Consider the following 18,352-nt stretch of genomic DNA (forward strand, 5'->3'; position numbering starts at 1 on the left):
GTTGTATCTTCTAAATATCGATTAATTTCTCTACTGTTCTCAAATCAAATTGAGTCTCACTCTTTTCTTCTCTGCCGCAACACGTTTGTACACAAATGGCAGAACCAGAATGTAATACACAAGCAAGACAATTGGTGCCACAATAAACAATGCTATAATCAAATAATACTTGTAGATGCTTACCCATAACCTACGCGATCGTGGAGTCTTGCCAAATCGTTTTATGATACCTGCCCAAATCCTGAAAAGACGCTTTGCCCTTTTCTCTATAAAAAGGATGTCAGTTGGCACAGTGACAAAATCAGCAATCTTTTCCTGCAAACTGGTATATTCTCCACTTTCAGCATGAGCAAGTACTATCCTTCCAGGTTCCCCCGCTCTCTCAATATCCTCATCACTAACCCCGGGTTTTGGAAACACACCCCACATCCTTTCCTTATGTCCGGAAAGCATCCAGTATAGTATGGTTACTGCACTTACTATATTGTTTGTCTTATCTGAAAAAGGAATATTAGCTACTACCTTAGCACCGGCTTGCTCAACTAGTCTATTTATGCTTATTTGTGAATTGATCCACATATTACGTGACCCAACTATCGTTACTACAGGTTTACCCTGTACGACAGTCTTGAATTCATCACTTTTAAGTAATGCTGTAACCGGTAACGAAGGAGAAAGAAACCAGGGTTGATATCCCAAAACAATCAGATCATAATCACTCCCCGGTATATTCAATGGCTCAAGTTGGATAGGTTCTTCCAAAACCGTCTCTGGCATTGCGTCAAAAAACTCTGCTGAGGTCCATGGAAATGGGAAAGGCTTGGATGGCCTTACTTTAACACGATCAATTTTATGTGAGGAAAAAGGAAGGAAGAATCTTTCCGCTATCTCATCAAGCTGGCCAGACTGTGAATATGACAAATACAATACCTTCATAGTTCCAACTTTACTCAGGAATGCTTAGAAATTGGGACGTCCTGGAATACTTAATTACCTCTGTCTTAAGCTCATTACTCAAAAGGTCAAATTTGCTGATTACTAACTCTGCATCTTCCGTAATATTATTCTGATATCGCACTGCCTTAGGGGCATGCTCCTGAATAATCAAGCGTATAAAGCGAAATTCAGCATTATTCGGATCTCTGGATATCTCCTGCTCAATCAGTAATCTTCCCTTTTTGAACAGCTCCAGTCGCTCAGCCGGTGTTTTGACCAATCCTGCTTTACGAGCATATAGCGCTCCCTTGTAAATATTAGCACCCTTCCATGCATCACCAGATATTTCTATCTCGTCAAGCAGATTATCAATCTGTTCCACTGAATTTCCTGCAATCACTGCATAGAAACGTAATGACATATCATTCCCTGCTCCCGTTAAAGAAAACAGAAGGGCTAGAGGAATAATCAGTCTTAATATCTGCATCTCAGGCGCTTGTTACACAACAATTTGCACTCCGAAAGCTATTCGGAATCTGCTCTTTAAAAAGCAGCTAAATTAGCAAAAAAAATAAAAAACTATGCGAAATAATGGTAAAACCACGCAATCGTCTCAATTCCCTTAAGAAATTGCTCAACTGGGTAGTTCTCATTCGGGCTGTGAATAGCATCTGTATCAAGACCAAACCCCATCAACACTGATTTTTGACCAAGAATTTCTTCAAATGTAGAAATGATAGGAATACTTCCTCCACTGCGGACTGGAACAGGTTCCTTACCAAAAACCTTTGTATAGGCCCTCTCAGCAGCTTTATATGCCGGCATTTCAACCGGACAAACATAGGCATTGCCTCCGTGAAGATATTGGACACTAACTTTTACTGAAGGTGGAGCTATTTTCTCAAAATGCTCCTTTACTATTTGAGCAATCTCCAAATAATCCTGGTTGGGTACCAACCTTGTAGATATCTTGGCATAAGCTTTTGATGGCAGCACGGTTTTAGCTCCCTCTCCGGTATAACCGCCCCATATCCCACAGATATCAAAAGTAGGTCGGATTCCGGTACGCTCTGGTGTGCTATAGCCTTTTTCACCTGATAATGCATCTAGTCCCAGCTTATGTTTATAGCCGTCTTCATCGTAGGGAGCCCTGGCCATCTTTTCTCTTTCATACGAACTAACCTCCTGAACCTTATCATAAAATCCCGGAATAGTGATGCGGTTATCCTCATCAGTTGCTGAAGCAATCATCTTGGCCAATACATTGATAGGATTGGCTACAGCACCTCCGTAAAGGCCCGAGTGTAGGTCACGGTTAGGACCAACCACCTCTATCTCCCAGTATGCAAGCCCTCTCAATCCTGTTGTAATAGAAGGGATATCCGGACCAAGCATAGAAGTGTCGGAAACCAATATCACATCTGCCTTCAGCAACTCCCTGTTGGCCTTACAAAACTCAGGCAGGTGTTCGGAACCTATCTCTTCCTCACCTTCAATTATAAACTTTACGTTACATTTCAGAAGATTATGCTTAACCAGGTACTCAAATGCCTTTGCATGCATAAAGGATTGTCCCTTGTCATCATCTGCACCTCTGGCATAGATTTTTCCATCCCTGATAACAGGCTCGAATGGATCACTTTCCCACAGGTCAATCGGGTCAACCGGCATTACGTCCATATGACCATAAACAAGAACTGTAGGATAAGACGGATCTACAATCTTCTCGGCATAAGTTACAGGATTACCGGCAGTTTCCATCACTTCAGCCCTATCAGCTCCACAGTCAAGCAAGATTTCCTTCCACAATTCAGCAGCCCTGTACATATCCGGTTTATGGCTGCTTTCAGAACTAATTGAAGGAATCCTTATCAATTCAAACAATTCATTCAGGAAGCGCTCACGATTGTCTGCTATATAATTCTTAAGATTATCCATATCCATTGTTTTATCTTGTTATTACCCTGGGACACCGTCTCCAAATACTCCCCCATACGGAGCTACACCTGCATAGTAGTATTTATTCCTGCGCGCAGGAATAAATACAATCAGCGCACATTATCATTCTGACGCAACCTTTCTCCTTTAGGACATTAACCAGGCAAGCTACGATCTCCTCCCTGGAATTAAGACCGGAACACAGAGGTTCCTGTTCATACAGCACCATAAACTCCTCCATATCGGCATCGGTCGGCTTAGTTATTTCTCCTTCAACGTTATCTCCTTCAAGCCTAAGTACCATCAAAGGATTAACCCCGGCATCCATAAGGAGAATAAACTGTTCGTATGACTTCCTGACCTGATCCTCAACCGTTTCATTATTTACAGGTTGGTTTTTGCAGCTGGGAAGTGCAGTCAATACAACCAACAGAAATAATAGTCCGGCATATCTTATCTCTCTCATCTATACTTTTTTATTGAATTGTTCTATCAGCTCCAGGTATTAGCACCAAATACAGTGAAGATTACCCTATTATTTCTGCAATATACTTAAAACACAGGTCTCAACAAGCAAAAAAGTCCCTTTTTCAAGGGACTTTTGAATATTTGCAGGCACAATTCCAGTCTGAACAATCAGCTCTGTTCATCCATTAATCTGCCATATTGTGGAATACGTTTGTAACGTCATCATCTTCCTCAAAACGAGCCAGAAGTTTTTCAACCTCCTGTTGCTGTTCCGGAGTAAGGGTCTTGGTATCCTGAGGTATGCGTTCAAACTCTGCGTTCAGGATCTCAAAACCATTTTCTTCAAGATATTTCTGGATAGGTCCGAAGCCTTCAAACTCTCCATATACCATCATATAGTCCTCTTCAGCAAAAACCTCCTGCACTCCATAGTCGATAAGGGCAAGTTCTAGTTCCTCAACATCAACCCCCTCCTTTGCAGCTACCTTGAAACTGCATTTGTGCTCGAACATATATTCGACGCTTCCTGAAGTACCCAGTGAACCGTTGTGTTTGTTGAAATAGCTGCGTACGTTGGCTACCGTACGCGTTGGATTGTCGGTTGCAGTCTCAACTATGATAGCGATACCATAAGGTCCATATCCTTCATATACCACTTCCTTGTAGTCTGCCTGATCCTTCCCACTAGCCTTCTTTATCGCACGTTCAACATTTTCTTTAGGCATGTTGGCAGCCTTAGCATTTTGAATCAATACACGCAGTCGGGGATTAGCAGCCGGGTCCGGACCACTGGCTTTCACAGCCATAATAATCTCTCTTCCAAGCTTAGTAAATGTCTTGGCCATATTTCCCCAACGCTTTAGCTTGCGGGCTTTTCTATATTCAAATGCGCGTCCCATAAAATGTTTTTATTTAAAAATTGGCAGACAAAAATAAGAATTTATCGTTTATTCTATTTTATGAGTCCTTCCTGTCTTAGGATTTTTTCTGACACCTCCATTTCATTATAAAAGGCCTCCCCATACTTTCGGATTATCGGATTCTTAAGAAAGCGGAAGGTCGCTACACCGTGCTTCTCTCCCAAAACTTTAGCAGCACAGCAAATCTTCCAGTCGTGATAGTTGAGGGCTTCGAAAGCTTTGTATTTGCTTACCCTTATAGGATACAGGTGGCATGATATAGGCTTAGGAAAATCTATCAACCCATCATTGTAGGCCTTCTCAATGGCACACTTACAGGTCCCGTCTTCGTCAAAATATGTATAAACACATTCCTTCCCGTTGATAATTGGCGTCACCTTATCCCCATCAAAGTCGGTAATCCACTTGCCCTCCTTCTCAATAACTTCCAGTGCCTTGGCCGAAAGCATAGGTTTAACGTGTGGAAAAATCTCCTCAAAGATCTTTGTCTCCTCATCCTCAAGAGGAGCACCCGACTCTCCTTCTACACAACAGGCCCCTTTACATTTGGACAGATCGCAAATAAAGCGACGCTCAAAAATATCGAGACTAATAAGTTTGTCATCAATCTGAACCATAACTAAGGATTTTAAAAAGGGCTGAAGGGAAAAACCCGACAGCCCCTATATTGCAGCTAACCTGCTTAATGCCTTGAGGCATTAAGCAAGCTTGATAAGGCTCTTGCCTGTCATCTCAGCAGGCTGTTCTACTCCCATAATTGTAAGAATCGAAGGAGCCACATCTGCCAGGATTCCGTTGCTTACCTCACCCTTACGATCTGTTACCCAGATAAAGGGCACAGGGTTGAGTGAGTGAGCTGTATTTGGAGTACCATCAGGATTCATTGCATTGTCAGCATTACCGTGGTCAGCAATTACAATTGCTTCATAACCGTTGGCACGTGCTGTCTCTACTACATCCTTCAGACATTCGTCAACAGCTTTTACAGCCTTCAGTATAGCTAAAGGTACACCTGTATGACCCACCATGTCGCAATTGGCAAAATTGAGCACTATCAGGTCATGCTTTTGTTTCTTGAGTTCTGCAACCATCGCATCCCTAACCTCATAAGCACTCATCTCAGGCTTAAGGTCGTAGGTAGCAACCTTTGGAGAATTTACAAGGATACGTTCTTCATTTGCAAACACAGCCTCACGACCTCCTGAGAAGAAGAATGTTACGTGTGCATACTTTTCTGTCTCAGCCATACGAAGCTGGTTAAGACCCTTGCTTGCAACAACTTCACCCAATGTATTTGTAACATTGTCCTTGTCAAACAGGATATGCATTCCCTTATATGTTGCATCATATGGTGTCATTGTGCAATAGTACAATGGCATAGTCTTCATGCCATGTTCCGGCATATCATGCTGAGTAAGAACTTCAGTGATTTCACGGGCACGGTCGTTACGGAAGTTGAAAAAGATCACAACGTCACCTTCTGAGATCTTACCTACTGGGTTGCCAGCTTCGTCAACCTTTACGATAGGCTTGATAAACTCATCGGTTACACCTTCGTCATATGATTTCTGGATAGCTGCAACAATATCAGTTGTCTTTTCACCAACACCATTAACCATCAGGTCGTAAGCAAGCTTAATTCTCTCCCAACGCTTGTCACGGTCCATTGAGTAGTAACGTCCAATTACTGACGCAACTTCAGCGTTGTTCATGCTGATATGCTGAACCAGTTCTGCCAGATAACCCTTACCACTCTTGGGATCAGTGTCACGTCCGTCAGTAAAGGCATGTACAAAAACCTTCCTGATGCCAGCTTCTGACACGATATCGGTCAATGCATGCAGGTGTTCCTGACTACTGTGTACACCACCATGGGAAACAAGCCCGAGGAAGTGAACCTGTTTGTTGTTTTCCTTAGCATAAGCGATGGCCTTAACCAACTCAGGGTTCTGACCAAGGGTTTTATTTCTGATTGCGAGGTTGATCTTAACCAGATCCTGGTAAACGATTCTACCAGCACCAATATTAAGGTGACCTACTTCGGAGTTACCCATCTGTCCGTCGGGAAGTCCAACGTTCTCGCCTGAGGCCTGCAGTTGTGAATTGGGATACTTTGCTACCAGACTGTCAAAATAAGGTGTTTCACCTCTGTAAATCAGGTCGGCTGCATCCTTTTTCCCGTAGCCCCAGCCATCGAGAATGATCAAAATTGTCTTTTTTCCCATAAAAGAAAGTATTATTGTTTTTATTAGTTCCGCATCAAGAATAACGTGCAAAATTACCCAAAATTCCTTAATGGACAATCAATTAATGTTAATCTATCCAAACTAGGCTAAAGTAAACTGCATCAACTGAGCAACTTGACAAAAAGAAAGGGCCTTGAAGCCCTTTCCTGATTAGTTGCGAAGCAAATACTTTATTACTGCATAACCACCGAAGATCTGCAACAGCATTCCAGGTATTCCCATTCTGAAATCTGCCAGGGCAGCATCCAAACTATCTACAATTGCCCATTCGGCAAGTGAACCGACTACCTGATAAGCTAGTACCACGGCAAGCAGAATCAACAATGACATGCGCTTGAAATTAGCTGCAGCGTAAGCAGCAAAGACAGCCAGCAATACTGACTTTACAAGTATCACAGGAAGCATGGCTGCCACAGGCATGCCAAAAAGCAGGTTGTTGACTACAGGTGAAAGCACTGCAGTAAGAAGGCCTACCCTGTGTCCATATTTGAAGGCAGCTACAAGGGTAAAGAAATAAATGGGCAGAAAGATATGTCCACCGCCGGGAATTAGGTGGCACAATTGTGGTAGCACTATGTTGCCAACTGCAAAGGCAAAGCCCAGCAGATATGTCTTCAGGCTAGCGAAGCCAAACGAGTAAAGTTGAATTGCTCTTGATTCCATACTTTCCAATGTTTTATCGTTTAAAATGTCAGGCTGAATCCTCCATCAAGTGTTGTTCCTGGCATGGTATAGCCTGCAATAATCTCATAGGTTCTGTCCAACAGGTTCTCACCCCTTATAAATAGTGAGAACATATGGCCGGCTCTATATGTCAATCTTAGATTCAACAACAGATACTCTTCTTTGAGTCCATTGTTAACATCCTTATATAGGCCGCTAATATACTGAATTCCCAAACTGCCTGTAAACTTCCCGGGACTAAAATCCACTCCGGCAAAAAACTTATTCTCAGGTGCGGACAGTACGGGGTATTTCATATACAGATAACTGTAGTTGCCTCTGAAGCTAAGCTCATTATTATGACTGTACTTTATGTTAAGTTCAAAGCCACTGTTTTCAACCCTGTCAGAATTTACATTCAGTGGTCTGCCCTCACGTATTACTGTACTAATCAGGTTTTCTCCTTCTATGTAATAGACTGCGATGCTATATTGTAGCTTTTCTCCCGCTGCCCTGGCATTGTAAGACAGTTCACTGCTCACAAGTCTCTCCGGCAGCAGATTGGGATTCTGGGGAGGAAACATATACATCTCCCTGATTGAGGGATTACGGAAACCCTTGCTCACAGATGCCTTAATTTCTGATGATCCGGCTAATCTAAGTGTTAGTCCTCCCTGAGGAACCCACTCAGTGCCTGTTACTGAATGTCTGTCAGCCCTGATGCCACCACTTATTGAGAGTATCGAGGTCAGTCGCTGACTGACCGTCAGGTAAGCCGCATAATCACTGAGACTCTTGTCAACTATATCGACTTCACGACCATCATCAAATTGGTTCCAGGCCTCTCCTCCAAAGCGTTGCAAATCTATTCCGGCTCCTATGGTATTGCCTGAAACAAGTGACAGACTCTGGTAGATCTGTAGTCCAAACATATGATCCCTGGAGTTGAACCGGTAGTCCTTTGGAGCAGCTCCCAAGGCAAACCCATCATTTATCTCGTGCATTCCAAAATTGTAAAACAACCTGAACACCCCTGTACTAATGCCATAGTTGTTGGTCAGAGACAGAGCACCTGCTCCTCTTGTAATACCGGCATCATTATCCTCCAAGGGTGTACTTTCAGTGCCGGGATTTGAAGCATCAAAGCCACTAAGCGACAGGTCTGCTGATGCACTCCATCGCTTGTTAATCTCATAGCTAAGTCGGGAATAAAGACCAAGTTGCTCAAAGTCCATATTTCTACGATGCCCGTCGGTTCGGTCATACGACAGATTTAACGTACTGCCAAAGGCTCCCTTACGATAGCGGGTAGACAATTCGGTTCGCAAACTATTATAACTTCCCCACGAAGACCTTAAAGAAGTATGTAATCCGTCATCACTGTAGTCATTACTGACAATATTGATTACTCCTCCCATCGCATTAGAACCATAGAGCACTGAAGCAGGACTATTGCTCACCTCTACCTTGCCAGCCATTATCGAAAGATAGGAATCAGCAACTGAGTGCCCCATCAATCCCATATATTGCGGATGACCGTCTATCAAAACCAGTACACCTCCCGTTGGACTTCCTCCGATACCCCTTATTTTGATTCCTCCTGCAGCGCCTGTAGATACACCATAGCCCATCACACCTCTTGAGGTCACAAAAAGACCTGCCACTTCTTCGTTAATCGAAGGCATCAGTGATTGTTCATAGCGGCCACGTATTGCAATACTATCCAGCGTAATATATGTAAGATTGAGATTACGCACGGTTGTGGCTATAGAAGTTGCACGCACCTGCACCTCATCAAGCATTATGTGGGCAGAAGTCTGGACTTCATATCTTGTAGAATCCTTTACTATATCTGCAACAACCTGGGCCGACAGACCAACCGGCATAAACAGCGACACTAGCGTAAAAAGATATAATCTCACAACCAGGTATTATTTAATTATAGACTTACAACAACTATATACTCATCAGAGTATGATTCCGATACCATCCTGCCCGTATTCCCCAATCAGGAAGTCCTCTGCCTCATCCTTTCGATAAACTCTCCAATCTGCTTCACTGCCTCCTCAGGTTCATCCACTGTCATGGTCAGTTCTTCCATGGGACATAACCCGTCTTTAGTCCGGTTTTGTATATATGGCACCAACTCCTCGTACTCATATGCCACCTGATAACGGTCCAGCAAGTCAATAGCCGGCTGACTTATCAGCAAGGCGTAAATCTTACTCACTCCTCCGACTATCGCAACAAATGCTGCAGCCCTTCCAATAACCTTGTCAGCAACCAATGCGTCTTTCAATACCTCTGGCCGATTAATTAATGTTTCATATAAATCAGCAACTCCCGGACGTGTATACGTCAACAATTTATCTCCATTCCTGATAACACAGGAATAAGCACCCTCTTTCAATATCTTAACAAGTTCTTCCATAGTACTTTTTCCCTTTACCTGATATAATAACCCGGTTTGCCCTCACATCTCTGGCACATTTTAATACATTTAATTATTATGCTATAATCAAGTCAAAACGGAGCTCCAAATATACCCAGTTTTATCCCTGCCACAAAAATCTATATCAGTATTGTTTGAAAACACTCTCACTTTAGTTAATGTTGCAGCTGTTATACTTTTTCATATTTTGCCGGATTTCTCAACAACAAAGAGGAGCTTATCAATTCTTTACCACAAGGGGCTGACAAATGTGGAGAAAACGGAGAGTACCACAGTCTTTGTTACGACGGTCATATATTCCGACATCAAGTTGATTTTCGGCTTGGTAAAGCCATGTTCCACTCTTATTCCATTAACATGGATGATGGAACAAGCAAAGAATTCAGCTATTGGTTTGCTAACATACTAGAATAAAAAAATCCTTGAAAACTCTGGTTTTCAAGGATTGCCTTAGGTCTTGCGTGGTACCACCTGGAATCGAACCAGGGACACACGGATTTTCAGTCCGTTGCTCTACCATCTGAGCTATGGTACCATTAAATCAATAAAAGAAACACTAATTATGTGGTACCACCTGGAATCGAACCAGGGACACACGGATTTTCAGTCCGTTGCTCTACCATCTGAGCTATGGTACCTTTGCAAAACGCGGTGCAAATATAAAGAAAACTTTCTATCTTCAAAATGCACACTTAATTTTTATTTCTGTATTTCATTTCCACTCCCGGCATATTTACCCAGGTCTGAGGGGAACTAAGCCACTGTCATTTCAATGAAAATAAAACCCTTTATTCATTTATCTTTTATAATTTTGCCCTTTCATTTTAAAACGAGATGGATCTATTTACGCACACATTTCCCAACGGAATCAGATTGGTACACCATAAGATACAGTCACCGGTGGGTAGTTGTGGAATTTTCATAAATACCGGATCAAGGGACGAGGAGGAGTACGAACATGGACTCGCTCACTTTATTGAGCATGTGATTTTCAAGGGCACCAAGAAGCGTAAGACCTACCATATACTCAGCCGGATTGATGATGTTGGAGGTGAGCTAAATGCCTTCACCACCAAGGAGGAGACCTGTATCTATGCCTCTTACCTTATCCAGTATTTTGACAGGGCACTGGAACTTCTGCACGACATCACGTTCAACTCCGTTTTTCCTGCCAAAGAACTTGAAAAGGAGAAGGAAGTAATTATTGACGAGATCAACTCATACAAGGATAATCCTTCTGAGCTGATTATTGACGACTTCGAGGAACTGATCTTTGAGGGCGACCCAATGGGACGCAATATTCTTGGGACACCTGAAAAGCTTGCTACGTTTGGGCAGAAGGATATACTCAACTTTATCAACAAGAACTACCACACCGACCAGATGGTAATCTGTTCGGTAGGCCAGATGGAAGGCTCAAAAGTATTGAAGATAGCTTCCAAGTACTTCAAGGATATACCACCTAGTCACCGTATAAACGGACGTTCTCCGCTCAAACCATACCGTCCAAAGAGAGTCGAAAAGGAGATGGACACATTCCAGACTCATATAGTGCTTGGTAATGTGGCCTATGACATGAACAACCCCAACAGATTGGGACTTGTACTGCTCAACAATATTCTGGGAGGACCGGGTATGAACAGCAGGCTTAACATGGCACTTAGGGAAAAGAATGGAATTGCATACAATATTGAGTCAATGCACAATCCCTACTCAGGTACCGGAATGTTTTGCATCTACTACGGTACTGACAAGGAAAACCTCAACAGGAGCATGAAGGAGGTGGATAAGGAGTTGAGACTGCTTAGAGAAAAGAAACTGGGAACGCTGCAGCTGCATAAGGCCATACGCCAGCTTAAAGGTCAGATTGCTATTGCCAACGATAACAGGGAAAATCTGATGTTGTCCATCGGTCGGAGTTACCTGATGTACAACTATGTCGATTCACTCGATACTATATATAAAAAGATCGATTCGCTTACAGCTTCCGACCTGCTTCGTATTGCCAATGAGATCTTCGATCCCGGACAATTGTCTTATCTTATATACAAGCAATCCTGATGAACCTGGATCTGGAAAACTACATACTCAACCATCTTGATGATGAAGATGAGGTGCTAAGGGATCTTGATCGTTATACGCATCTCAATGTATTGCGCTCACGAATGCAGTCAGGACATATTCAGGGAGCATTCCTGAAAATGATTTGCAGAATGATTAAGCCAATGAGCATTCTGGAGATAGGCACCTATACAGGCTACTCGGCCATTTGTATGGCTTCGGGCACGGAGCCCGGAGCCCAAATCCATACTATTGAGGTAAACGATGAATTAGAAAGTGGGATTCGCCGTTTTATTTCCCGGGCAGGGTATGATAACAAGATTTCTCTCTATATAGGAGATGCTTTGGATATCATACCCCGTATTGAAGGAGAATTTGACCTTGCCTTTATTGATGGCGATAAGCGCCAGTATCCAGAGTATTACGAAATGCTTTTCCCTCGTGTTAAAGCAGGAGGTTATATGCTGGCTGATAATATCCTCTGGGGGGATAAAGTTGCAATGCACGGCATGCCGGATGACGCCTATACTAAGGGCATTATGGACTTTAACGATATTGTAAGGGACGATAAAAGGATAGAGAAGTGCATCCTGCCTTTTCGTGACGGCTTGACTCTCATCAGGAAAAAGTAGTCGGAATCCCTCAGAGATAAACAAATGTTACTCACCTGTGTTAATAAGCTACTATGTACACAGACACACTTATCATATACGGTTCTTCACTGGGCAACACCCGCTTTGTTGCTGAAAAGCTTAATGAACTCCTTCCTGGTTCGACTCTTGCTGATGTAAGAGATATAAGACCTGAGCAGATTGCAGGATTTGGAAAATTGGTATTGGGAACTTCAACATGGGGAGTAGGACTACTTCAGGATGAATTTGAACACTTTATGAATACCCTTTCAGGCCTTGATCTGAAGGGTAAGACCATTGCGATTTTTGGCCTTGGGGATCAGCAGAACTACCCGGACTCCTTTTGCGATGCCATGGGAATGATTTATGAAATGCTTCAGGGCAAGGGAGTGAACTTCATTGGTGAATGGGAGCCTGACGATTATGACTTCAGTATGTCCAAGGCACTAATCAACGGTAAATTGGTAGGTCTTGCTTTGGATGAGGATAATGAACCAGATCTTACAGACTACAGATTGAAAAAATGGATTGAGAAAATAGGAGACACACTGGCAGACTAACAACAGTTACTCCGTAATCGGCCCCTCTGTAAAACTATTGTTACCATTAGCTTGCGAAGCATTTGGCACCACCAAACTATCAAGCTCATGCTTTCTGAAAAGGGTTGGATAGTCATCCAGGAATTTCGTCATTACTGCTCTTAGGGCCTGTTCCCGGATAAACCTGGCCTTGCTCTTAACCTTATACCTTTTACAATAAGCGTCTATGGCAGCCAATTCTCTATCGCTAAGCAGAATAGTCACTCTATTCTGACGTTTTTCAGATAAAGGTACGGCATTTGTGGCAGCCTTTCCATTCTTCTTTTTCGTAATTACCATGAAGACGCTCATTTTAAAGCTGCTAAAATAGACAAAATCCTAATATCCTACAATTCCATCTGCATTCTTGAATCCTACGTATAGTGGTTTGCATAGCCCATCTGGCACAGTATTTGAAGAATAACACTTCAGCGACTAATATTCAACCCTAGAACCCTTAACTATGAAAAGACTATTAACATTGTGTACAGTAGCACTTTGTACTGTAATCCTTTCTGCGCAAGTCAACTCCCGCGACATCCTCTACCTTAAAAATGGAAGTATTATCAGAGGAATAATTACCGAACAGATCCCGGGACAGACAATTACAATAAAGTCCGATGACGGCAACGCATTTACCTATACCTACGACGAGATAGACAGACTTGAAAAAGAGAAACTAAACAAGGGACTTAAAGCCGGCAACAAACACTTTGCAGCACTTGGCTACCATATGAATTCAGGCAATTATGGACATAACCTTAGCTTTGACTTTGTACAGGCACGACAGTTCAACCCGTTCTTTTCTTTAGGACTTGGTGCAGGAACGCGTTACTATTATGATGTAAGGGAACTCCATATTCCTGTGTATCTTGATTTCAGGGTTAACTTTGTCAATAATATATTCTCTCCTTACATATCTACAGGATACGGATACACTCTCGATGCAAAAAACAACTTCTCAGGGGTGGGTATTCTGATTAGTCCTGAAATTGGACTTACTATTAAAACATCTGACAAGTCAGCTTTCCACTTTGGAATAGGTACTGAATACCAAAGTTATGACGACATAAATGATGATAATAATATCTCCGAAACACTAAAAGTGACTTTAGGATTTTCACTCTGATGCTCAAACTTATTTTACCACATACTATGAAAAGGATAGTTTCCCTGTGCTCAATTATCGTCCTATGTGCATTTGCAACCATGGGTCAAAAGCTCCAGGACGTTATATATATGAAGAACGACAATATTCTAAGAGGAGAAATAATTGAACGGCAACTCAATGGAATTGTAAAAATAAGGACTACAGACAGGAACATACTCGTCCTTAATGAAAGTGAGATTGAGAGAATAAGTAAAGAAGAACTTGCTAGCCAAAGTATCAATTCATACAAAAAATTCAAAGGTATTGCTGAATTTGGCGTTATGCCGGGGCTAGGCCCCAACAAACTGGACATGGAAAAGCTCAGTATTATCGGGAGCTTCCAACTAAGTCCATATTTCTCCCTGGGTGCAGGATCCGGACTTAGGGATGTATTTTCCTATGATATGTTAATGCCTTTCTTTGTTGACCTCAGGACCTACCTGCCACGGGGAAAGCTTGTTCCCTATCTGGCATTAGGAGCAGGATATGCATTTAATATTAACCAGGACTTTAACCCGGAAGGGTACTTTATAAATCCTGAATTTGGATTGATGCTAAAAGTAAGAAACAGGTTTTCAATCCACCTTGGACTGGGATACAATGCTCAGTGGCTGGACAATCATTATAAGTGGAGATGGGACGAAGAATCGCTAGAGGTTGAGAAAATCACAGATCCCATACATGGAATTAGTATTGTTGCCGGAATTACCTTCTGACAACAACAATGTTAGGAACTCATTTCAACTTGTTTATTTGTTTTGAATGAAACCTTGCTGTGTAACCGCCTTTTCAGTTATATCCCGTATCGCTCCTATTCCATATCAGATACAGACGACATACCGGCCGCCTCCAAAACATCGTCATAATTCCTGATAAGCTTTTCTTCCAATACCGTTATATCACTCAGAAACACCTTAAATCTTTTAAGTTCATCCAAGTCCTCGACTCCATCACCAGACAAGAATTTAGTCATCCCACTATTTAGGATATTATCTCTTACATAGGTCATTACTAGGGACTGATAGTACTCCTGATAGTTATACGTTCCCGCTATCTCCGCTACAAGATTCATATCCATGTATGCAATCGCCTGTGTCAGTTTGCTGGTTTCCCAGGCAGTAGATTGAACAATACTAAACTCCACATTGCCCTCAATTTCAGCAGCATCGTCCTCCGCTCCATTCTCAACTAAAAAAAGTGCAGAATCAATCTCTGAAACAATTCTCTTGTGACCTGCCAGCAACCGGCTAACCAATTCTCTGTTGTCAGATACTTCAATCATAATATTATTGAGAGATTGTTTGGCCAATTGCTTATTGTTGTAACTGTCCCTCCACTGGTTCATCATCATCCCCAGAAAAACGGCAAAACTGATTGATACAAACTCAAAGAATATCTTTCTAAAATTCATTCTATCCATAAAACTCTAATTTTATCCTCCCGACTATAGCTCCTTCTTCAGATAAACCATATCTACAAGTTGCACCCCATCTTCAAACATCATATGATCACACTAGTGTCCCATTAAAATTGGGACGGTATTAAAAATTAAACAAATTTGGCTCACTAAGCCTAAAACGTTCTTTGTCATTTTGAAATTTAGTTCTCTCAAATAGGTCTCGAAGATGAGTTTTATCTGTTAAAGAAATACTCAGTATCTGCAAAACCTCATATGTACTTCTGTCAAGTTGCATGTCTTTTTGGACGATTGCCACCAAGCAATAAGTGCACATCGCGGCGTAGATTTGAATTCGAACAGCATTTTCAGTAGTTCCCCAGAATTTCTTGACTTTTAGATGTTGCTTTAGCCACTTGAAGAAAAGCTCGACTTGCCAGCGGTTCTTGTAAAGGTCAGCAACTTGAAGTGCAGAAATGTGCATCGCATTGGATCCCAATATCTGACCAATCTAAGATGTTCTGGATAGTATTGTTTAGGATAAAAACCTGTCAATTCAATTGTTACGTCTGAAAGTACGTTCTTGGGCAATCTTCGTTTCCATTTTATCATCTTGCATTGTAGATTCTTTTTGGCTCTTAAAACATAGAAAGCTCCTATCTGATGAATCTTAAACAACATTTTGAAGTGATTATATGCACGGTCAAATATGTAATATGAGCCTGATTCATAAGGGATTTCTTTCATTGCAGTAGAGTCGTGAACAGAAGCTTCCGTGATATGGAAAAATGCTGGTATCTGTGTCTCCACATCATATAATGTATGCACTTTGATTCCGCCTTTTTTCTTACGAAACTTCGCCCACCAGAATACGGAAAGGCACAAGTCAATCGTCGTTGAATCAAAAGCATAGACATTGCCTTCAATTTTGAAGATGTCAGCAACTCGTTTCTGTCTGGCTTCGTTTACCAGATAGTAAGCATACTCTTCAAAGATGTGATAGTCTCTGTCTTGATTGGCTCTGGCCAGAGATGATTTTGATATATTCTTGCCCAAGCCCAGATGATAAGATTTGGAGTGATGAGCATCAAGTGCGACAATCAAATCTCTAAGACTTTCACGATTTGACAATTGCCCGAACATCAAAGAAAGCAATTGATTCCAACAAGTGAAATGCTTCACGTATTTGTCTCCATTGTATTTGGCAACAATACGATTGAATTTGCTTCGATTTAGAAACGAGACCAGTTGAGCGAAAACGTATTTGTCTTGATACATAAGCATTCAGATTTATCTGATGCAAAACTAAAAATTCAAGTCCGTTCGCTCTAAAAACCTCTGTAATTAACTAAATTTCTAATATTTCAAAGAACTTTTTTAGATTTTAATGGGACAGTAATGATAAAGTCAATTAAACAACAAAAGGCTGCAACAGCAACCTTTTGAATAACAGTTAGAAAATACAATTTAGATTCAATCCAACTTTAAGCATTTACCCGTCTGACTATTTCAAACTGGGGAGATCCTCCCGCCACAGCACGTCGGCATGCGCAGCGGCATCCTGCCACCAGGCCACATCGGCGTGTTTGTGACTGCTTCCGGAAAAAGCCTCGGAACCGGGATTTAAGGTGCGATCGTAATCGTACCATGGCATGAAGTAAGACCAGTAAGCACCAGCTTCCCACTGCTTAGAAAAGGACGCTGAAGAGCCAAATTCACTCAAAGTCACCATCTTATTGGGGTACTCGGCCTGAATGGAAGCAAACTGTGCAGCGATATCGCTGCCTGAACCATTGTTGTAGATATCGCGCCCCACTATATCAACGTAGGCATCGCCCGGGTAAAAGGCAGCGTCTTTGGTCTGGGTAGTCCACACCCACAAAAGGTTGTTGAGACCACGCGACTCAAAATACTCAAACATATGTATCCACAAAGCCTTGTAGTTGTCGGCACCTCCGGCACCCCACCAAAACCAGGCGGTACCATTGTTGTATTCATAAATATTGCCGGCGGCTTCGTGCAAGGGACGCCACAGCACCGGGATGTTCTTCTCTTTAAGCAACAAGAGGTAATCGGCCATCTCAGCCAAATCGGCCTGTAAGACTTCATGCTCCCAACTGCCCTCTGTAAGCGCATTGGCGACTTTGAAAGTCGTCTCCTCAGGCTTATAGGTATATTGCTGCGGATCGCTTACCCCCGATTCGCTGTTGGGCACCACCCAGTGCCATCCGGCACTCACTAAGCCATTGGCGGCCCACCAATCCTCCAAAAAGCCGGTATCGTTGTAATCAATCCAGTTGGCAGGCGAATAATTCAAATGAATGTAATCGACCGTTGCCATAGCCGGCCACTTTCCGGTATGCAGATGCACCCATTCCGCTTCGTTAATGTTCCACGACACATTAGACATCGTTCCTGAAAGCGACTTTTTGCCGTACTGTTCCTTCAGGTAGTTGTAAACCTTTATTACCTCCGGACTGGGGTTCTTTACCACCGGCTGCTCATCGAGTGCCACCACCTGCTCTGCTTTGGTGGTAAAAGAGAATGAAAAAGCATTTTCCAAAGCCACGCCAAAGCTGTTCACCACCGCACCGGCAGGTACCTGCACGGTATAGGTCCGACCTGCTTCCAATACCAAATCCAGTTCCAGGGTGGTAAGCGACAAGTTGGAAACGCGGACTTCCACCGCCTCATTGTTTACGGTAATATCGTGTTGAGGGGCAGGCGTAATCACTTCATCAAAACGAAGTTGAATCAGCTGATCCGTCAAAACATCCACAGCTCCATCAGCGGGGGAGGTGCTCAATAAAACGGGAGCCTCATGCTGCTCCTGCTTCTTATCGTCACAAGCTGCAGCAGTCAACGCCAAGGCCAAAATGATATAAACAAATTTTTTCATACTGTTGCATAAA

20 protein-coding genes and 2 tRNA genes are annotated in these 18,352 nt (G+C 42.5%); 5 read left to right on the plus strand and 17 right to left on the minus strand.

Annotation, left to right across the window (positions count from 1 at the left end; all coding sequences use genetic code 11):
* Nucleotides 1-39: 39 nt before the first annotated feature.
* The 12 genes from M9189_RS11085 to M9189_RS11140 form a co-directional block, all read right to left on the minus strand.
* On the minus strand, nucleotides 40-936 hold the full coding sequence (locus M9189_RS11085) for a hypothetical protein (RefSeq protein ID WP_250723254.1): 897 nt from the start codon (nucleotides 934-936) through the stop codon (nucleotides 40-42).
* 10 nt (nucleotides 937-946) lie between these two features.
* On the minus strand, nucleotides 947-1,423 hold the full coding sequence (locus M9189_RS11090) for a hypothetical protein (protein ID WP_250723256.1): 477 nt from the start codon (nucleotides 1,421-1,423) through the stop codon (nucleotides 947-949).
* Between the two features lie 92 nt (nucleotides 1,424-1,515).
* Nucleotides 1,516-2,874 (minus strand): dipeptidase, encoded by a 1,359-nt coding sequence (locus tag M9189_RS11095; protein ID WP_250723257.1) that lies wholly within the window; start codon nucleotides 2,872-2,874, stop codon nucleotides 1,516-1,518.
* An 82-nt stretch (nucleotides 2,875-2,956) separates the two neighbouring features.
* Entirely contained in the window at nucleotides 2,957-3,340 is a 384-nt protein-coding gene (locus tag M9189_RS11100) for a hypothetical protein (protein ID WP_250723259.1), read from the minus strand.
* Nucleotides 3,341-3,527: 187 nt separating this feature from the next.
* On the minus strand, nucleotides 3,528-4,241 hold the full coding sequence (locus M9189_RS11105; RefSeq protein ID WP_250723261.1) for a YebC/PmpR family DNA-binding transcriptional regulator: 714 nt from the start codon (nucleotides 4,239-4,241) through the stop codon (nucleotides 3,528-3,530).
* A 53-nt stretch (nucleotides 4,242-4,294) separates the two neighbouring features.
* Nucleotides 4,295-4,879, minus strand: coding sequence for a DUF3109 family protein (locus M9189_RS11110; RefSeq protein ID WP_250723263.1), 585 nt, complete (start codon nucleotides 4,877-4,879; stop codon nucleotides 4,295-4,297).
* A gap of 81 nt (nucleotides 4,880-4,960) precedes the next feature.
* Nucleotides 4,961-6,487, minus strand: coding sequence for a 2,3-bisphosphoglycerate-independent phosphoglycerate mutase (gene gpmI / locus M9189_RS11115; RefSeq protein ID WP_250723264.1), 1,527 nt, complete (start codon nucleotides 6,485-6,487; stop codon nucleotides 4,961-4,963).
* 171 nt (nucleotides 6,488-6,658) lie between these two features.
* Nucleotides 6,659-7,171 carry an ECF transporter S component gene (locus M9189_RS11120; RefSeq protein ID WP_250723266.1) on the minus strand — a complete coding sequence of 171 codons (513 nt, stop codon included), beginning with the start codon at nucleotides 7,169-7,171 and terminating at the stop codon, nucleotides 6,659-6,661.
* 20 nt (nucleotides 7,172-7,191) lie between these two features.
* Nucleotides 7,192-9,093 carry a TonB-dependent receptor plug domain-containing protein gene (locus tag M9189_RS11125; RefSeq protein ID WP_250723268.1) on the minus strand — a complete coding sequence of 634 codons (1,902 nt, stop codon included), beginning with the start codon at nucleotides 9,091-9,093 and terminating at the stop codon, nucleotides 7,192-7,194.
* 86 nt (nucleotides 9,094-9,179) lie between these two features.
* Nucleotides 9,180-9,602 (minus strand): DUF1893 domain-containing protein, encoded by a 423-nt coding sequence (locus M9189_RS11130; protein WP_250723270.1) that lies wholly within the window; start codon nucleotides 9,600-9,602, stop codon nucleotides 9,180-9,182.
* A 483-nt stretch (nucleotides 9,603-10,085) separates the two neighbouring features.
* Nucleotides 10,086-10,158 (minus strand) — tRNA-Phe (locus M9189_RS11135).
* Nucleotides 10,159-10,188: 30 nt separating this feature from the next.
* Nucleotides 10,189-10,261: transfer RNA gene (locus M9189_RS11140), tRNA-Phe, on the minus strand.
* Nucleotides 10,262-10,457: 196 nt separating this feature from the next.
* Between M9189_RS11140 and M9189_RS11145 the strand changes: the two genes are divergently transcribed.
* The 3 genes from M9189_RS11145 to M9189_RS11155 are packed head-to-tail and all read left to right on the plus strand — an operon-like array spanning nucleotide 10,458 to nucleotide 12,876.
* Complete coding sequence (locus tag M9189_RS11145) at nucleotides 10,458-11,684, plus strand: M16 family metallopeptidase (protein ID WP_250723272.1); 1,227 nt, start codon at nucleotides 10,458-10,460, stop codon at nucleotides 11,682-11,684.
* The gene (locus M9189_RS11150; RefSeq protein WP_250723274.1) at nucleotides 11,684-12,316 is read left to right on the plus strand and encodes an O-methyltransferase; all 633 of its coding nucleotides are present in this window, start codon (nucleotides 11,684-11,686) and stop codon (nucleotides 12,314-12,316) included. The genes M9189_RS11145 and M9189_RS11150 overlap by 1 nt, the downstream gene beginning before the upstream one ends.
* Nucleotides 12,317-12,369: 53 nt before the next feature.
* Nucleotides 12,370-12,876: a flavodoxin gene (locus M9189_RS11155; protein WP_250723275.1), complete on the plus strand. Its 507-nt coding sequence runs from the start codon at nucleotides 12,370-12,372 to the stop codon at nucleotides 12,874-12,876.
* 6 nt (nucleotides 12,877-12,882) lie between these two features.
* Here the strand turns inward: M9189_RS11155 and M9189_RS11160 are convergent, their stop codons facing one another.
* The gene (locus M9189_RS11160; protein ID WP_250723277.1) at nucleotides 12,883-13,194 is read right to left on the minus strand and encodes a hypothetical protein; all 312 of its coding nucleotides are present in this window, start codon (nucleotides 13,192-13,194) and stop codon (nucleotides 12,883-12,885) included.
* A gap of 163 nt (nucleotides 13,195-13,357) precedes the next feature.
* Here M9189_RS11160 and M9189_RS11165 point away from each other — a divergent pair, with 163 nt between their 5' ends.
* A complete protein-coding gene (locus tag M9189_RS11165; RefSeq protein ID WP_250723279.1) occupies nucleotides 13,358-14,023 on the plus strand; it encodes a hypothetical protein in 666 nt (221 codons plus the stop codon).
* A gap of 26 nt (nucleotides 14,024-14,049) precedes the next feature.
* A complete protein-coding gene (locus M9189_RS11170; protein ID WP_250723285.1) occupies nucleotides 14,050-14,760 on the plus strand; it encodes a hypothetical protein in 711 nt (236 codons plus the stop codon).
* A 95-nt stretch (nucleotides 14,761-14,855) separates the two neighbouring features.
* Here M9189_RS11170 and M9189_RS11175 read toward each other — a convergent pair whose 3' ends face one another.
* The 4 genes from M9189_RS11175 to M9189_RS11190 form a co-directional block, all read right to left on the minus strand.
* On the minus strand, nucleotides 14,856-15,464 hold the full coding sequence (locus M9189_RS11175) for a hypothetical protein (protein WP_250723286.1): 609 nt from the start codon (nucleotides 15,462-15,464) through the stop codon (nucleotides 14,856-14,858).
* Between the two features lie 121 nt (nucleotides 15,465-15,585).
* Nucleotides 15,586-15,924, minus strand: coding sequence for a transposase (locus tag M9189_RS11180; RefSeq protein WP_250723287.1), 339 nt, complete (start codon nucleotides 15,922-15,924; stop codon nucleotides 15,586-15,588).
* A complete protein-coding gene (locus tag M9189_RS11185; protein ID WP_250723288.1) occupies nucleotides 15,849-16,718 on the minus strand; it encodes an IS4 family transposase in 870 nt (289 codons plus the stop codon). Before M9189_RS11185 ends, M9189_RS11180 begins: the two co-directional genes overlap by 76 nt.
* Before the next feature lie 226 nt (nucleotides 16,719-16,944).
* Nucleotides 16,945-18,339, minus strand: a complete 1,395-nt coding sequence (locus M9189_RS11190; RefSeq protein ID WP_250723290.1) for a glycosyl hydrolase — start codon at nucleotides 18,337-18,339, stop codon at nucleotides 16,945-16,947.
* Between the last annotated feature and the right edge of the window lie 13 nt (nucleotides 18,340-18,352).

Source organism: Xiashengella succiniciproducens, assembly GCF_023674465.1.
Classification (GTDB): domain Bacteria; phylum Bacteroidota; class Bacteroidia; order Bacteroidales; family Marinilabiliaceae; genus Geofilum; species Geofilum succiniciproducens.